The sequence below is a fragment of the Rhizobium sp. CB3171 genome (assembly GCF_029714265.1).
GTDB lineage: Bacteria > Pseudomonadota > Alphaproteobacteria > Rhizobiales > Rhizobiaceae > Rhizobium.
This window is the reverse complement of sequence record NZ_CP121653.1, coordinates 2,225,273-2,240,821: the sequence shown is the minus strand read 5'-3', so window position 1 is coordinate 2,240,821 and position 15,549 is coordinate 2,225,273. Positions and strand designations below refer to the sequence as shown.

At 59.5% G+C, this 15,549-nt stretch carries 16 protein-coding genes; 15 read left to right on the top strand and 1 reads right to left on the bottom strand.

Translation table 11 applies throughout. From position 1 onward, the window contains the following. Positions 1-204: 204 nt before the first annotated feature. The 10 genes from QA648_RS29450 (at position 205) to QA648_RS29405 (ending at position 10,394) form a co-directional block, all read left to right on the top strand. Entirely contained in the window at positions 205-1,455 is a 1,251-nt protein-coding gene (locus QA648_RS29450; protein ID WP_283054306.1) for a sensor domain-containing diguanylate cyclase, read from the top strand. 832 nt (positions 1,456-2,287) lie between these two features. Continuing rightward, on the top strand, positions 2,288-2,728 hold the full coding sequence (locus tag QA648_RS29445) for a DUF4168 domain-containing protein (RefSeq protein ID WP_260304400.1): 441 nt from the start codon (positions 2,288-2,290) through the stop codon (positions 2,726-2,728). Positions 2,729-3,016: 288 nt separating this feature from the next. After that, positions 3,017-3,991 carry a quinone oxidoreductase gene (locus QA648_RS29440; protein WP_283052454.1) on the top strand — a complete coding sequence of 325 codons (975 nt, stop codon included), beginning with the start codon at positions 3,017-3,019 and terminating at the stop codon, positions 3,989-3,991. Between the two features lie 298 nt (positions 3,992-4,289). Beyond that, positions 4,290-4,730 carry an acetyl-CoA carboxylase biotin carboxyl carrier protein subunit gene (locus QA648_RS29435; RefSeq protein WP_283052452.1) on the top strand — a complete coding sequence of 147 codons (441 nt, stop codon included), beginning with the start codon at positions 4,290-4,292 and terminating at the stop codon, positions 4,728-4,730. After that, a complete protein-coding gene (gene accC, locus QA648_RS29430) occupies positions 4,730-6,118 on the top strand; it encodes an acetyl-CoA carboxylase biotin carboxylase subunit (RefSeq protein ID WP_283052451.1) in 1,389 nt (462 codons plus the stop codon). Before QA648_RS29435 ends, accC begins: the two co-directional genes overlap by 1 nt. Continuing rightward, on the top strand, positions 6,115-6,543 hold the full coding sequence (locus tag QA648_RS29425) for an acetyl-CoA carboxylase (protein ID WP_283052449.1): 429 nt from the start codon (positions 6,115-6,117) through the stop codon (positions 6,541-6,543). Before accC ends, QA648_RS29425 begins: the two co-directional genes overlap by 4 nt. After that, positions 6,540-7,247 carry a 5-oxoprolinase subunit PxpB gene (pxpB, locus tag QA648_RS29420; protein ID WP_283052448.1) on the top strand — a complete coding sequence of 236 codons (708 nt, stop codon included), beginning with the start codon at positions 6,540-6,542 and terminating at the stop codon, positions 7,245-7,247. The genes QA648_RS29425 and pxpB overlap by 4 nt, the downstream gene beginning before the upstream one ends. Continuing rightward, entirely contained in the window at positions 7,244-8,239 is a 996-nt protein-coding gene (locus QA648_RS29415; RefSeq protein WP_283052446.1) for a biotin-dependent carboxyltransferase family protein, read from the top strand. Before pxpB ends, QA648_RS29415 begins: the two co-directional genes overlap by 4 nt. Before the next feature lie 31 nt (positions 8,240-8,270). Continuing rightward, positions 8,271-9,038 carry a 5-oxoprolinase subunit PxpA gene (locus QA648_RS29410; protein ID WP_104827970.1) on the top strand — a complete coding sequence of 256 codons (768 nt, stop codon included), beginning with the start codon at positions 8,271-8,273 and terminating at the stop codon, positions 9,036-9,038. Positions 9,039-9,188: 150 nt separating this feature from the next. Further along, positions 9,189-10,394 (top strand): pyridoxal phosphate-dependent aminotransferase, encoded by a 1,206-nt coding sequence (locus tag QA648_RS29405; protein WP_283052445.1) that lies wholly within the window; start codon positions 9,189-9,191, stop codon positions 10,392-10,394. 61 nt (positions 10,395-10,455) lie between these two features. On the opposite strand, the gene nac is transcribed toward QA648_RS29405, so the two are convergent. Next, on the bottom strand, positions 10,456-11,361 hold the full coding sequence (gene nac, locus QA648_RS29400) for a nitrogen assimilation transcriptional regulator NAC (RefSeq protein WP_104827504.1): 906 nt from the start codon (positions 11,359-11,361) through the stop codon (positions 10,456-10,458). Between the two features lie 241 nt (positions 11,362-11,602). Between nac and QA648_RS29395 the strand changes: the two genes are divergently transcribed. Genes QA648_RS29395 through QA648_RS29375 form a run of 5 tightly spaced genes read left to right on the top strand, consistent with a single transcriptional unit; the run spans position 11,603 to position 15,461 of the window. After that, positions 11,603-12,370, top strand: coding sequence for an SDR family oxidoreductase (locus QA648_RS29395; protein WP_104827503.1), 768 nt, complete (start codon positions 11,603-11,605; stop codon positions 12,368-12,370). After that, on the top strand, positions 12,367-13,074 hold the full coding sequence (locus QA648_RS29390) for an amino acid ABC transporter permease (RefSeq protein WP_104827502.1): 708 nt from the start codon (positions 12,367-12,369) through the stop codon (positions 13,072-13,074). Before QA648_RS29395 ends, QA648_RS29390 begins: the two co-directional genes overlap by 4 nt. Next, positions 13,071-13,829: an amino acid ABC transporter permease gene (locus tag QA648_RS29385; RefSeq protein WP_283052442.1), complete on the top strand. Its 759-nt coding sequence runs from the start codon at positions 13,071-13,073 to the stop codon at positions 13,827-13,829. Before QA648_RS29390 ends, QA648_RS29385 begins: the two co-directional genes overlap by 4 nt. Then, positions 13,826-14,593 (top strand): amino acid ABC transporter ATP-binding protein, encoded by a 768-nt coding sequence (locus tag QA648_RS29380; protein ID WP_104827500.1) that lies wholly within the window; start codon positions 13,826-13,828, stop codon positions 14,591-14,593. Before QA648_RS29385 ends, QA648_RS29380 begins: the two co-directional genes overlap by 4 nt. Positions 14,594-14,624: 31 nt before the next feature. Then, complete coding sequence (locus QA648_RS29375; protein ID WP_104827499.1) at positions 14,625-15,461, top strand: ABC transporter substrate-binding protein; 837 nt, start codon at positions 14,625-14,627, stop codon at positions 15,459-15,461. Positions 15,462-15,549: the final 88 nt, after the last annotated feature.

The following is a 15,549-nucleotide window of genomic DNA, read 5'->3' as shown; positions in this document are numbered from 1 at the left end:
CTGCCGGCAGGTGTAGCTTTGCCCGTGGCAGAGGGATTTTGGCTACAGACCCCGATATTTGAACAACCACCAGCCGTCCACGTGCTTCCTTCGTTGGCAGCAAAATCTTAAGCGTTGCGACAGCATGTCCGGACTCCAGCTTGACGACATTCCCCTGCGCAATTTACGGCTGGATAGCAATCTGCTTTGAAAGGTGTCGGGTCGATGTCGGCTGTACGTGCGTTTGGAAGATTATCCGATGAGGCAGCGCGGCGCGAACTCGACCGCCTGGCCGCTCTCGATCGGCTGGACATATTAGACACGCCTAGAGACGAGGGGTTCGAACGGCTGGCTCGCCTCATCAAGCAGGTGTTCACAGTCGATATTGGCATCGTCTCGTTCATCGACGCCCACCGTCAGTGGTACAAGGCCTGTTTAGGATTGCCGGCAGACGAGGTGCCCAGGGAAGACACCTTCTGCCGCTACGTCGTGGACTGCGAACAGCCGATCGTCGTGCCCGATGCGAGCCGCGATCCCCGGTTTGCGTCCAATCCTGCCGTGACGGGAGAAGCGCATATCCGGTTTTACGCCGGCGTTCCTCTTAAGACCCGTGATGGTCATACCGTGGGAACCGTCTGCGCCATCGACCGTCAGCCGCGGTCATTTGGAAACAAGGATCTGGCGATCCTGGAAGAGATTGCGGGCGTCGCAATTGATCGCGCCGAGTTGCTGCAGTCGGCGGCCATCGACGTCCTAACGGGGGCGCTGACTCGTCGCGCTTTCAACGAGGAGGCCAGCCGTCTGCTTTCCCTTGCGGCTCGCCATCATCATGACGTGGCGTGTATCGTGCTCGATGTCGACCACTTCAAAAGGATCAACGACACCTATGGCCACGCGGCGGGCGACGAGGTGCTCAAGTCGGTGATCAAGACGTGCCGAGAGCAGCTCCGAGCTGACGATCTGCTTGGGCGTTTGGGTGGTGAAGAATTTGCAATTCTCCTTCCGCATATTGACCAGGCTGCTGCGCTTAAGGTGGCTGAAAAGCTTCGCAGCGCGCTCAATGCAGTTCCGGCCCAACTTGCAGAAAACACGGTGCAGGTTACCGCGAGTTTTGGCGTGACCGCGATGTCGATCATCGCGAAGGACATCGATACGCTTCTCGCCCAAGCTGACGCTGCTATGTATCACGCCAAGCAGGCCGGTCGTAATCGCTGCGAATCATTCGCCGCTCGCTCCGGGTCGCACCAAAGTGCGCGGCGTCGGGTGCTTAAAGCCGGCGTAATCATTTTCAACGAAAGGCACTCGAGCTTCGATTGCACGATCCGTTCTCTCGGACCTGATGGTGCGAACCTCGTCGTGTCGACTGCTTTGGGCATCCCATCGGAGTTCGTGTTGAGCATCCCGGGAGAGGGATTCGAAACCACGTGCCGGATAGTCGCGCAAGACCGTCAGCATCTGGATGTGATGTTCCGGTAGGCTCACATCCAAACAACAAATACCTCGCTTTCCGACCGCGGCCTGCCGCTGATGACGGGATGTAATTCTGGCGCGGCGCGCTTTCAGAGGCCCTTTAGAAACCCAGTTCCGACGATGTTTGCCGTCAGCAGGCGAGGCCCTGGCGCTGGCAACAAACCTTCTCCTGGCTGTTTGAGAGCCACGATGGCGATCGAAGGGTACAGTGCCCACCGATGATCGGCGCGAAGGTTTCTTAGCAAGGATTAAGTTTTATCTTGATCGATGGGTGGTGCAAAGCTTCATCCTCTTATAGTTTCACTTAAGGCAATGGAGGTTGCTGGAGGAGGATCCTATGAGTGAAAGAGCCCTGGGCTTTTTGTTGGCTGCAGAAATGTCTGCTCTTTTCTGGGCTGCAGTATTTGTCGTGGTGTTTTCAAACTCATAACTGTGGCATGCGATGCGTGCCAAATATCATCGGTAATAGCTCTGCGAGCGGCTGCATTCGGTAACTGCGCTCGGGATCGGAAAGCCGATGATCGCGCTTTGCGACAAGCTCTTGGATTTGCATGCAGACACAACAGTGTGGGTATGTGGAAGTAGCAAGCGTGTGCACCCAAACCGCCCCCGACATGGGCCCCCAAGACACACTCCCGCGCACATGTGAGATTTCCGCTCTCGGGTTCAGTCCGCCACAAAATCGCCCCCCAATGGACAGCAGATCACCCCGATATCATCACGGGATACCCTTCTCGAGGCCACATTGTGACTTGATCGTTGCTCGATCCCGCCCACAGCGAAAGCAAGGCAATGCAACATAATGCCGCTTTCGCCGCATGATCTGAGAGGAGCGAACATGCACACTCGTTATACCAAGACCCTATCGTTGACTGCCGCGGTTTTCAGCCTGACGTTGCTCGGCCAACCAGCGTTCTCGCAGGTAATGGCCCAGCAGCAGCCAGCGACTCAGCAACAGCCGGCGGCTCAAGGACAGACTGGTGACAATGGCGCAGCCGCAGCCGTCAGCGATCAAAAAATCGAAGCATTTGCGGTCGCCTATCTCCAGGTCGATAAAGTGAGGCAGGAATATTCGGCCAAGATAGGAGCAACGCCCGATGTAACGGCAAAGCAGAAGCTGCAAACCGAAGCCAGCGAGCACATGGTTAAGGCTGTGGAAGGTTCCCCGGGCATTTCGCTAGAGGAATATAAGGCGATTTTGACAGCCGCTCAGAACGATCCGACACTCGCTAAGAGAGTTCAGGACAAGTTTCCGAAATCCGCTCCGGCGCAGCAGTAAGCTGAGTGGAGAACTGCACTGCGCACCTTAAGACAATGCGGTAGCGGCGAATAACCGTAGGCGATCCCCACTTTTGGTCAGGTGGAATGGACGATCACATCGTTAGTTCTGCCGCGCCAGCTACCGCGACCGCGCGTGAAGCAAGTATCCCCTAAACGTTGGTATAGCTACGGTTAGACCTCAGTCGCGTAGCCTTCGTAGTTGGGCACGAGTAAACCTCTGTCGAACAATGAAAAGCGTTACGGTCGGTGGCATCGATGCCGACCATAATGCAACGGAGGTTCGAAGGTGGAGCGAGCCGTTCGCATTCACAAGTATGGTCCGGCCGAGGTGCTCAGCTTCGAACCCATCGAGGTTCCGCTGCCGGGACCTGGCGAGGCGCTGATCCGCCACACGGCGATCGGGCTCAATTTCGTCGAGGTCTATTTTCGGCGCGGCACGTTCAAGGTGCCGGCGCTTCCGGCTACGCTCGGCAATGAAGGCGCAGGGATCGTCGAAGCCATCGGCCCCGGCGTTACTGGTGTACAAATCGGCGACCGTGTCGTCTATGCCGACGGCCCGCTCGGCGCCTATGCAACGGTCCGCCTCTACCCCGCCGATCAGCTTGTGCGCATTCCCGACGCGATCAGTGACAGACAGGCCGCGGCCTCTTTTTTGCGCGGCACAACGGCGCGCATGCTCTTGAAGGAGGTAGCGCCACTCAAAGCTGGCGATACGGTGCTTTTCCATGCCGCGGCCGGCGGAGTCGGCCTGTTATTCACGCAATGGGCGCGTTCGCTCGGCATTCGCGTTATCGGCACCGTGTCCCATGAGAGGAAGGCGGAAGCCGCACGACGCGCCGGCTGCATCGAGGTGATCAACTATGCCACGGAGGATTTCGTCGAGCGTGTCCGAGACATCACGTCCGGCGAGGGCGTCGCGGCCGTGTTTGACGCCGTTGGCTGCGACACCGCGCTCAAATCGCTGGCAACGCTGAAGCCGCGTGGCGTGCTGGCGCTTTTCGGCGAGGCATCCGGCAGCCCGCCTGACATCAATCCGTCCCTGCTGGCGCCGAAATCGCTATACGTCACCTGGCCGATTCGGCCTGTCTATATGGCGACGCCTGCGCAGCGACAGGCCAGCGCAACCGACCTGTTCGATGCGATCGGCGGCGGTATCCTTGATGTCGGACCAAACCAGATCTTCGCTCTCGACGACATCGTTGCGGCCCATCGGGAACTCGAAAGCCGCAAGATCGTCGGCGCCGCCGTCATAACACCGTAAGCCGTTCGCGTCGCTGCGGTCCGCTACAGCCATCCAGGCGGACGCGGAGCCCGCGTTTGTAGGCGCGCTCAATGCCAAGGACAAACTAATCGCCGTCACGGACCAATTGCAGGCGGGAGCTGCAAAAGCGCCACCTGGCAAGGCGGCGGTGCCGGATGATCTTTTCCTGGATCACAGGCGCCATCAAAAGTTCTTCTGACCCCATCGTTCGGCCCATCGTGTACGGAAGAGATCAGCCGAACGCGGTCCTCATAAGTATGGATCCGCGAAGAGGCACTCCGAAATACCGAGTACTCTGATGGACCTGTCGAAAATAAAGACGCTGATCGATTTTGTCGGACGATCGAACATTTCCGAGCTGACGGTAACGGAAAAGGACGTCACGGTACGGATCTTTCGGTCACCGGATCAGACGGCCTCCGCCGCTCCGGAGCAGGTCCTCGATAAATCAGTGGCTGGTTCGGCCGTATCGAGCGGCGATGTTTCGGCAAATGCATCGGCCTCAACCATTACCGTGAAGGCGCCTCTCTTTGGCGTGCTGCATCGCGCACCGGCGCCGGGGGAGGAGCGTTTCGTCAGGGTTGGCGACACGGTGCAGGAGGGACAGATCCTTTTCATCATCGAAGCAATGAAGGTCTTCAACAAGATCGTCGCGCCGCATGCCGGTCGCATTTTGCGCCTGACCGACGTCGATGGCGGTGAAGTCGAAACGGGCGATGTGCTGGCGGAGATTGCGTGATGGCGGAGCCGCTTGATAAAGCTTTGGCGGAACGGCGTTTCGATACGGTTCTCATCGCCAATCGAGGTGAGATTGCCGCGCGGATTCAGCACGCTTGCCGCGAACTCGGTCTGAAGACGGTCGCGATCTGCTCCGAAGCGGACAGGCAGGCATCCTATGGCAAGACGGCCGACAGCTTTCTGTGCATCGGTCCCTCGAACGCGGCCCGGAGTTATCTCAATCAGGATGCAATCCTCCTTGCCGCGCATCTGACCGGGGCCGGCGCGATCCATCCCGGTTACGGATTTCTGTCGGAAAACGCTGCTTTCTCTGACGCTGTTGAAAAGGCCGGCCTTGTCTTCATTGGGCCCGAGGCTTCCTCGATTGCGACCATGGGCGACAAGATATCGGCAAAACGGGCGATGATCGCCGCCGGTGTGCCCTGCGTGCCCGGCCCTGATACGTCGCTTCCGGACGATCTGGCGTCCATCGAGCGCATCGCGCAGGAAATCGGCTATCCCGTGATCATAAAGGCCGCGGGCGGTGGGGGCGGAAGAGGGATGCGGGTGGTTCCCGAGGCCGACGGGCTGCACGAGGCCATCGCTCTGACGCGCGAGGAAGCCCGGCAGGCTTTCGGCTCCCCGGCGCTCTACATGGAGAAGTTTCTCGAACATCCACGGCACATCGAGATTCAGGTGCTGTGCGATACCCACGGCAATGCCATCTGGCTTGGACATCGCGATTGTTCCATGCAGCGTCGGCATCAAAAGGTCGTGGAAGAGGCGCCGGCACCCGGGATTTCATCAGAGGCGATCAAGGCGGTGGGCACGGTCTGCGTCGAAGCCTGCCGGCAGATCCGCTATCGTGGTGTCGGAACCTTCGAATTCCTCTACGAGAATGGCTCGTTCTATTTCATCGAAATGAACACGCGTCTGCAGGTCGAGCATCCGGTCACTGAGATGACCAGCGGGATCGATATTGCGCAGGCACAGATACAAGTCGCTCAAGGTGTTCCCCTGGAAACCAGCCAGGATGATGTGACCTGTACCGGCCATTCCTTCGAATGCCGCATCAATGCCGAGGATCCCGACAGTTTCCTGCCTTCGGTGGGGACTATCACCGATCTTGCCCTTCCTGAAGGGCCGGGCATCCGGGTCGATACCCACATCCATGCCGGCTATCGGGTCTCGCCCTATTACGACTCGCTTATTGCGAAGCTGATCGTCCATGCGCCCACGCGAACGGAAGCGATGGCAAGAATGCGCGAGGCCCTTGCCGTCACGCGGATAGAAGGGATTTCCACCAACCTGCCATTGTTGCGCGCATTGTTTGAGGATGAAAGCTTCGCCCGCGGCGAGACGGATATCCACTATCTGGAGCAATGGCTCCAGCATCGGAGGGCGGCATGAGCGCGATCGACTTCAGCGATCCGGCGACCATAGCAGTCCTGGCCGATGCCTTGACGGCCGCGGGAGTCGGCGGAATTGAAATCTCGAGACCTGGCGGAAATCTGCGTCTCGTGATTTCGGCAGTGGGTGGCGTTCAAGTCAGCACGACAGGAAATGCACGGCCGGGCTTGGCCGTGATACCGGCGGTCACCGTCAAAGCGCCGATGGCAGGTCGCTTCTGCCCTTCATACCCTTCGGCCCCCATCGAAATCGAGCATCGTCCGCGCACTGTTTCAGAGCAGGACGTTATCGGCTTCATCCGCATAGGTTCCGTCCTGCTTCTTATTCCCGCGGGCCGGTCCGGTTTGCTGAGCAAACGACTGACGGAGCCCGATGCCCTGGTCGGTTTCGGTGATCCCCTGTTCGAGATCGAGCCACACTCATGATTGCCAATTCGAACATCCTTGCGCAACGTCGCGAAATCATCCCTGCCGTCAAAGGCCAGGCGCGGGTTTCCTCTATCGGAGCTCGATCTTTCCTGCTCGAAGCGCCGGGTGAATTTGACCTTCCCGCCCAGCGATGGATCTGGGGCCTGTCGCAAACGGTGATCGGCTGGACCGATATCGCGGAAGTGATCCCCGGCATGACCAATCTCCTGGCGATCTTCAAGGCGACGCCCGAGGATCCCGAAATCATTGCAAGCCGGCTTCTCGAGGCATGGAACAATGCTGAGAGCCTCGACCTGGCGGGGAAGATCATCGAAGTCCCCGTCCACTACGGCGGCGCTTATGCGATCGATCTTCCGGCTATCTGCGACTTCAGCGGATTGAGCGACCGCGAGGTGGTGCGTATTCACTATGAAGCCGATTACCGTGTTTTCGCCTTGGGAAGTGCCCCGGGTTTCGCCTACCTGCACGGCCTTGATCCGCGCATTTATATGCCTCGCAAGACCATTCCGTCGCTGAGGATGGAAAAGGGCAGCGTGACGATCGGAGGAATGCAGACCGGCGTTGCGATGCTGACCGGTCCGAACGGGTGGAACTCCCTCGGCCATGCGGAATTGCAGATGTTCGATCCGACCTCCGCGACGCCGGCCCTTATGGCGCCCGGGGATACCGTGCGCTTTCTGCCGGCAAGGATCGAGCTATGATCCAGATCATCGAAACCGGTTCATTCAACACCGTCCAGGACCTTGGCCGCCCCGGCTATCGTGACATCGGGGTCTCGGCCAGCGGCGCGATGGATCCGCTTGCGGTGAAGATCGGCAACGTCCTCATTGGCAATGACGAGGGCGCGGCGGCGATCGAGGTTCAGACCTTTCCGTTCAAACTGCGGTTCGAGACCGATAGCGTCTTTGCCGTCACAGGTGCGGACGGCCATCCGACGCTGGATGGTCGGGAACTGCTTCCATGGTGTACTCACGTCGCCGAGCCGGGTCAGATCCTGGAGCTGAGGCAGCCGCCCAAATTGGCCCGCGCCTATATCGTGTTCGGCGGAGGGCTGGACGTGCCCGTTCTCATGGGCTCGCGCAGCACCGCGTTGCGCGGAGGATTTGGCGGCAATGCCGGTCGATCACTCGCTAGGGGCGACAAGATCGGATTTGCCACGGTTTCGGATGCACTCCCTCTGCCACCAAGCGGCATCGCCGCCGTCGAGCCGGCCGTGGCGTTGCGCGATGTCTTCCCGGCTGTGATCGACGGTGTGCTGCCGATCCGGGCGATAGTGGCTGGCGAGCATGAGCTCTTTGCCTCCGACGGCGATGCCTTCTGGGGCCAGACCTGGAGGATATCATCCAGCAGCGACCGCACCGGCTACCGCCTGTCCGGCGAACCGATCAAGCCGTCAGCGACAGTCGAGATGCGCTCTTACGGCATCGTGCCCGGCGTGATCCAGGTCCCGCCCGGTGGCGAGCCGATCATCCAAATGAGCGACGCCAACACCGCGGGTGGCTATCCCAAGATCGCGGGCGTCATCGAATGCGATCTGTGGCGTCTCGGGCAAGCCCGTATCGGAAGCCGGTTGCGGTTCGTTCGCTCGACGCATGCCGAGGCACGCGCAGTTGAGCAAGCCGTTGCCCGCTATGTCGCGGATGTCAGGCGGACCTCGCAGATGGTCAAGCGCGCTTTGAAGGCGATGGCCTGACGGCAAGTGAATGGGTCAAAAGGAGGAAGCTGTGAAGATCGATCTGAATTCTGACATGGGCGAAGGTTTCGGTCCTTATCGGCTATGCGATGACGAAGCGATGATGAAGATCGTCTCGTCCGCCAACATTGCCTGCGGCTTTCATGGCGGTGACCCGGATACGATGGCGCGCATGGTGCGTCTCGCAAAGGAAAACGGCGTGGGGATCGGCGCGCATCCGGGTCTGCCGGATCGATCCGGTTTCGGCCGGCGCGAGATGCCGTTTCAGCCGGACGAACTGCGGCAGCAGATGCTTTATCAGCTCGGCGCTCTGATCGCGATCGCCAAGAGCCAAGGCATGAGGGTCAGTCATTTCAGCTTTCACGCGGCCATGGGCAATATGGTCAATCGCGATCCAGCGCTCGCCGATCTGATGATGGATGCCATTTTCACCGTCGATCCTCGCCTGGTGATATTCGTCACGGCCGGCAGCGAAATCGAGAAGGCGGCAAAACGCGCGAAACTCAGGACGCTGGCGCTGTTTCTGGCCGACCGTGCCTATGACGCCAGCGGCGCGCTTGTTGCCCGCGGTCTGCCGGGCGCCCTCGTCAAGGATGAGGCTTCTGTTCGGGCGCGAGTGCGTCGTTTTCTGACCGATGGCACCGTCGAGGCCATCGACGGTACCACCATCGCCATGCCGGCCCGGTCGATCCTTGTGCATAGCGATACGCCCGGCTCCCTGGAGCTTGCCCGCATTGTCCGCAGCGAAATCGAGGCTTCCGGCGCCACGCTCGCGCCTGCGGCCGAACTTGCTTCCTGACTGCCTAAAGCATGTCGCGCAAAAGTGTGCAGCGGTCTTGCGACAACGACATGCGCAAAAACAAGAGCTTAAAGCGCAAGGAGCGAATCCCAGAGATCGTGACGTGCTTTAAGGCAACCAATTTTCCCATCTCAGCGAAAGATCACGCCGATGTCTTCCATAGCCGATCGCCTCAAAAACGTCTCCATCTCCGCATCCGCCGCCATGACCCAGCGCGCCAGGGAACTCGCCGCCAAGGGCATCAAGGTTGTCAGTCTCTCGTCCGGCGAGCCGGACTTTCCAACGCCCGCTCATGCGATCGAGGCAGCGCACGCCGCAGCGTTGAACGGCGAGACGAAATATCCGCCGATGGATGGCACGCCGGCACTGAAGGCTGCGATCAGCAGAAAGTTCAAGCGCGACAACAATCTCGATTATGATGCCAGCCAGATCGTCGTGTCCGGCGGCGGCAAGCAGGTGATCTTCAATGCGATGCTCGCCACCTGCAATCCCGGCGACGAGGTCGTTATTCCCACTCCGTCCTGGGTCAGCTACGCCGACATCGTCAAGTTTGCCGGCGGCGTGCCCGTGGCAGTGCCTTGCTCCGAGCAGGCGGGGTTCAAGCTGCGTCCCGAGGATCTGGAGGCCGCGATCACGCCGCGTACGAAATGGCTTATCCTGAACTTCCCGAACAATCCGACAGGTGCCGCCTGCTCGCGCGCCGAAATGGCCGCGATTGCTGACGTCATGCTGCGCCATCCGCACGTCTGGATCCTGACCGACGATATCTACGAGCACCTGGTCTATGACGGCTTTGAATTCTGCACGATCGCCGATGCCGAACCCAGGCTTTACGACCGTGTCCTGACGATGAACGGAGTTTCGAAAGCCTATGCCATGACCGGCTGGCGGTTGGGATATTGCGCCAGCGGATCGAAGGAGCTGATCGCGGCGATCAGCAACGTCAACGGCCAGAACAGCGGCGGGATCGCCACCGTCTCGCAGGCTGCCGCGATCGCAGCGCTCGACGGTCCCCAGGATCTCCTCAAGGAACGGGCGGCCATCTACAGGGAAAGACGCGATTTCGTTCTCAATCAACTGTCGAAGGTCGAAGGGCTGCGTTGCCACAAGCCCGAGGGTGCCTTCTACCTCTATCCCAACATGTCAGCCCTGATAGGCAAGACGACCAAGGGCGGACGCAAGATCGAGACTGATGTCGATTTCGTCATGGCGCTCGTGGAGGAGCATCACGTCGCGACAGTGCAGGGTGCCGCCTATGGCATGAGCCCTTATTTCCGCATCTCCTATGCGACAAGCATGGAAATGCTTGGCGAGGGCTGCGCGCGTATCGCCCAGTTCTGCCGCGATATGCACTGACACCGGATCGTGCCCACCGGCCCGGTTTCCGGGTCGGTGGGCGCGAGGCCCGTTGCCAAATCTAGAGTTTTAGCCGTTCGGTCAGTTCGACAAGGATATCCTTGACGGCGAATGCCGGCTCCGACAGTGAACTCTGATCGGACGTGCAAAGCGACAGCGTTTCCTCGATGCGGGGCGAGACGAGCCGGCAGACAAGAGGCTCGCTCGATTCCGACACGATGCGGTCAGCGATCGCCTTCGGCATGATGGTCGCGCCAAGCCCGCTGCCAACCGCGCGCCCCAGGGTTCGCACGATTTCCACTTCGGCCACGACCTTGAGGTTGATCCGGCTGCGCGTGAAGGCGGCATCGATGGCCCGACGCACGAAATTATAAGCCGGCGGCAACAGCATCGGCATTCCGTCCAGTGCGCTGACCGGCAGGGGCTTCGGGTCTGAATCGATCGCGAAATTGCGATGGGCGACGAAATAGAATTCCTCCCTGAGGATCGGTTCGAACCGTACGCCCTTGATCGGCCCGATGCCGTGGATCAGCGCCATTTCCAGCCGGCCGTTCATGATCATCTGGCTGTAGGTCTGGCCGACGCTCTCGGTCAGATGAAGCAGAATGCCGGGGTGCCGCTTTCTCGTTTCCGCCAGCAGCTCGACCGAGAGCGTGGCAGCGCTGCTGAAAGGCACGAGGCCGATGGAAACGCGTCCCGCAAGCGAATTGCCGGCGGCTGCCGCATCCGTCTGTGCCTGTTCCATCTGACGGAGAATGATCTGCGCATGCCGGTAGACCGCATGTCCGGCATCGGTCATGCTGACGCCCTGCTGGCTTCGGATCAGCAGTTTCTGCCCGAAATGCTCCTCGAGCGCCGCCAACTGCTGGCTCAGCGCCGGCTGGGCGAGGTGCAGGATATCGGCGGCCCGCGTAATGCTGCCGCTGTCAACGATGGCGATGAAGGATTTGAAACGTCTGATATCCATGGCATTGGGTACTATTCTGTCTTCCGGGGCATGTTTGCAGACGCGCATCTGTTTTGCAACGCGCGTCGATGCGGGAAGGCCATGTAGGCTCCGGCAAAAAGGCGCAATTACCCGCGGCAACAGCCCGCTCGCTTGCGGCCGGTCGATCTCCATAAAAGTTGCTTATTACTCCAAAAATAATCGGTCTTAGGCAAGGAGTTGAAGCTCCGCTAATGTCTGCGGCAACAACAAGGGGATCAGAATGCCATTCTCTGATTACAAGACCGCGTTGGTCACCGGCGCCTCCTCCGGTATCGGCGCTGCAGTGGTGGAGCGGTTTCGCCGCGAGAACATCGAAGTGCATGCGATTGCCCGCAGCGCTGGTCCATTGACGGAACTGGCAGAACGTACGGGATGTATCGCTCACGTCATCGATGTGACGGATCGTGCGGCCATCGCCGATCTTGCGAACCGCGTTCAGTTCGATATTCTGGTCAACAATGCCGGCGTTGACCGGCCGAAGAAATTCCTCCAGGCGGACGAAGAGGACATTGATCTCCTCATCGACGTCAATCTCCGCGCCGTCCTGCATATTTGCCGCCTGATCGTGCCCGGAATGGTGGCTCGCGACCGCGGGCATGTCATCAACATCTCCTCGATTGCCGGCAACTATAATTTCGGCGGCAACTCCACCTATCACGCCGTCAAGGCAGGCGTCGCCATGCTGTCGAACCAACTGCGTATCGACGCATTCGGCAAGCGCGTCCGCGTGACCGAAATCTGCCCCGGCCGCGTCGCGACCGATATTTTCAACCACGTGCACGGCAGTGATCCCAGCGTGCGCGAACGCTTCATCGATGGGTTCGAGCTGCCGCAGGCCGCCGATATCGCTGACGCAATCGCCTTTGCGATCGCCGCGCCGGTCGCGGTTAATATCGGCCATATGGAGATCACCCCGACATTGCAGGTGATGGGCGGCCTTCAGACGGCCAAGCCTCAGCCCCATGACGCGGAAGGTGCGAAGCCGTGAGCGGGTTCGATCTTTCGGCGATCCTCAGCAATCCGGACTATCAGGCGATGCTCCTGCAGGGCATCGAGATGACTTTCGTCATCTACATCGGCTCCTGGCTGCTTGCCATGACACTCGCCATCCTGCTGTTTGCGCTTCGGATGTCGCCGCTTCGCGTCGGTGATCCCATCGTAAAGGCCTACGTTTCCTATCACCGCAATGTGCCTACACTCGTGCAACTGATGCTGTGGTATTTCGGGATCTATTCGTTGATGCCGCAGGGCATCACGGATTGGCTCGCCAACCACAATGCCGAAGCCATTTTCGCGGTGATCGGGCTGGGATTGTGTCAGGCTGCCTATTTCAGCGAGGACTTGCGTTCCGGCCTACGCTCCGTCAGCCCTGGGCAGATGGAAGCAGCCAAGGCGCTCGGGCACGGCTATCTTTCCGCAATGCGTTTCGTGATCATGCCCCAGGGGCTGCGCAATGCGCTGCCGCCGCTGATCAATCATAGTGTATCCCTCTTCAAGAACAGCAGTCTCGCCATCGTTGTCGGTGCGTCGGAGCTTACGCATGCGGTGAAGGAAATCGACAATGTCAGCTTCCGCACCTTTGAGATCTATTTGATCGGCACCGTGATCTATCTGTTCTTCTCCCTGATCATCATGGCCCTGGGCGCATTTCTTTCCATGCGGTCCGATCCGATGCGGAGGGCGCGCGCGTGATCCAGGACGTTATCAACATCATCCATGACTATTGGCTTTTGTTGCTGATCGGCCAGTATCCCAATGGCCCGCTGGGCGGCCTTGCGAATACGCTCATTCTCTCGGCGCTCGCCATCGCGCTCGCATTCCCCGTCAGCATCCTGCTAGCCATGGCTCGCCTTTCCAAATGGGCGGTCCTCCGGTGGCCGGTGACGGGCCTGGTCTACATCACACGCGGCGTTCCGCTGCTGATGCTGATCCTTTGGTCCTATTTCCTCGTTCCGCTCTGGACTGGCGCGGACGTGCCGAGTTTCCTGATCATGCTGGTAACGCTGGTGATCTATGAGGGGGCGTTCTTGAGCGAGGTCGTGCGGGCCGGCATCGTTTCACTCGGTCAAGGGCAAATGGATGCCGCCAGGGCTCTCGGCCATAGCTATATCGGCGCGATGCGCTTCGTGATCCTGCCGCAGGCGCTCTACAATATGATCCCGAGCATGATCTCGACCTTCGTCTCGACGATCAAGGATACGACGCTTGGTTACGTCATCAATGTACCGGACCTGACCTTTGCTGCGAGCCAGGTGAACAACCAACTGCTCTCGCAGCCTTTCCAGGTCTTCTTCATTCTCGCCGTGGCCTACTATCTGCTCTGCTGGAGCCTGACCCACATTGCCAACACGGTTGAAAGGCGAATTGCCCGCAGGCGTGCAGGGCCAAGCAAAGTTCGCCTTCGCACCGACGTCCTTCCCCTCAAGACATTTACGGAGCAGCTATGAGCATCCCAGTTTCCGGGCCGCAGGACGCTCAGGAGATACGTCTTCATGAGGTCTGCAAGAATTATGGTCATTATCCGGTGTTGAAGAACATCAACGCCGCCGTCAGCCGCGGCGAGGTGGTCGTCATTTGCGGGCCGTCCGGTTCCGGCAAATCCACCCTGATCCGCACGATCAACAGGCTGGAAGAGATCAATAGCGGTTCGATCAGTTTTGAGGGAAAGAATATTCATGCCCCGATGGGCGGTGCCGAACTCAACCGGCTGCGTAGCCAGATCGGTTTCGTTTTTCAGAATTTCAACCTGTTTCCCCATCTGTCCGTCATCGACAACGTTTCCATGTCGCCAATCCGCGTCAAGGGCGTGCCGGCGAACGTAGCGCGCGACAAGGCCATTTCGCTGCTTGATCGAGTGGGCCTTGCCGACAAGGCAAATGCCTATCCCGGCCAGCTTTCAGGCGGTCAGCAGCAGCGCGTGGCAATCGCCCGCGCGCTCGCGATGGAGCCGCCCGTCATGCTCTTTGACGAACCAACGAGCGCGCTCGATCCGGAGATGGTGGGCGAAGTGCTCAGCGTCATGAAAAGCCTGGCGGCCGAGGGGATGACCATGCTCTGCGTCACCCACGAAATGGGCTTCGCCCGCGATGTGGCGGACCGGATCTGGTTCATCGACGCAGGCGAGATCCTGGAAACCGCTCCTCCGGAGGAATTCTTCAAAAATCCTCGCCATCCCCGAGCGCAGCGCTTTCTTTCCGATCTGCGCCACTAAGCATCTGAAATCAATAATAAGGAGAACAGCAATGAACTGGAAATACCTCACCGTAACGCTGGCACTCACGGGCACCGCTGTCGCCATGCCGGCCAAGGCCGACCAACTCGACACGATCATGTCAGCCAAGACGCTGCGCTGCGCGACCTATGCGGATGTTCCGCCGTTTTCCTCGCCTGATCCAAAGACCCGCGAAATGGCGGGATTCGACGTCGATCTGTGCAAGGCGATCGCGAATGAACTTGGCGTAAAGGCCGAGATCAAGCCGATTTCGGTCGAGGCGCGTGTCCCGGAAGTCAAGCTTGGCCGGGTCGACATCACGGTCGCCAACCTTGCCTATACGCTGAGCCGCGCGGAGCAGATCCAATTCAGCGATCCCTACTATGTCGCCAAGGAAATGCTCATTGTTCCCGCCGATGACGCCGGCAAGAAGAAGGCCGATTACGAGGGCCAGCGTCTCGCCTCGACCAAGGGCTCGACGTCGGAGCTGGCGATCAAACTCAACAAATCCGACCCGCTGACCTTTCAAGATACGGGCTCTGCCTACCTTGCCGTTCAGCAGGGGAAGGCGCGCGGCATGGTCGCGAACACCATGACGACGACGCTGCTTGTCAATCAATCGAAGACCAAGGGCAAGCAGATGCGCATGATCGACGAGCCCATGCTGCTGGAGCCGGTCGGTATCGGTATGCAGAAGGATCAGCCTGCGCTGACCGCAAAGGTCAATGCAATCCTGCACAAGCTGGATGACTCCGGCGAGATCAACAAGATCTGGGAAAAGTGGCTTGGTCCGAACACGGAATACAAGATGACCCGCAACGAGAAGGTCGTACCGATCACCGAATTGAAGTTCGACCCGATCCCCTGACGCCGCATCTTCGCGCCTAGTCAATTCTCCATCCGAAAATCCTTGTTGATTGCCGGCGGCGGTATGCCTGCCGCCGGCCTAAACCATG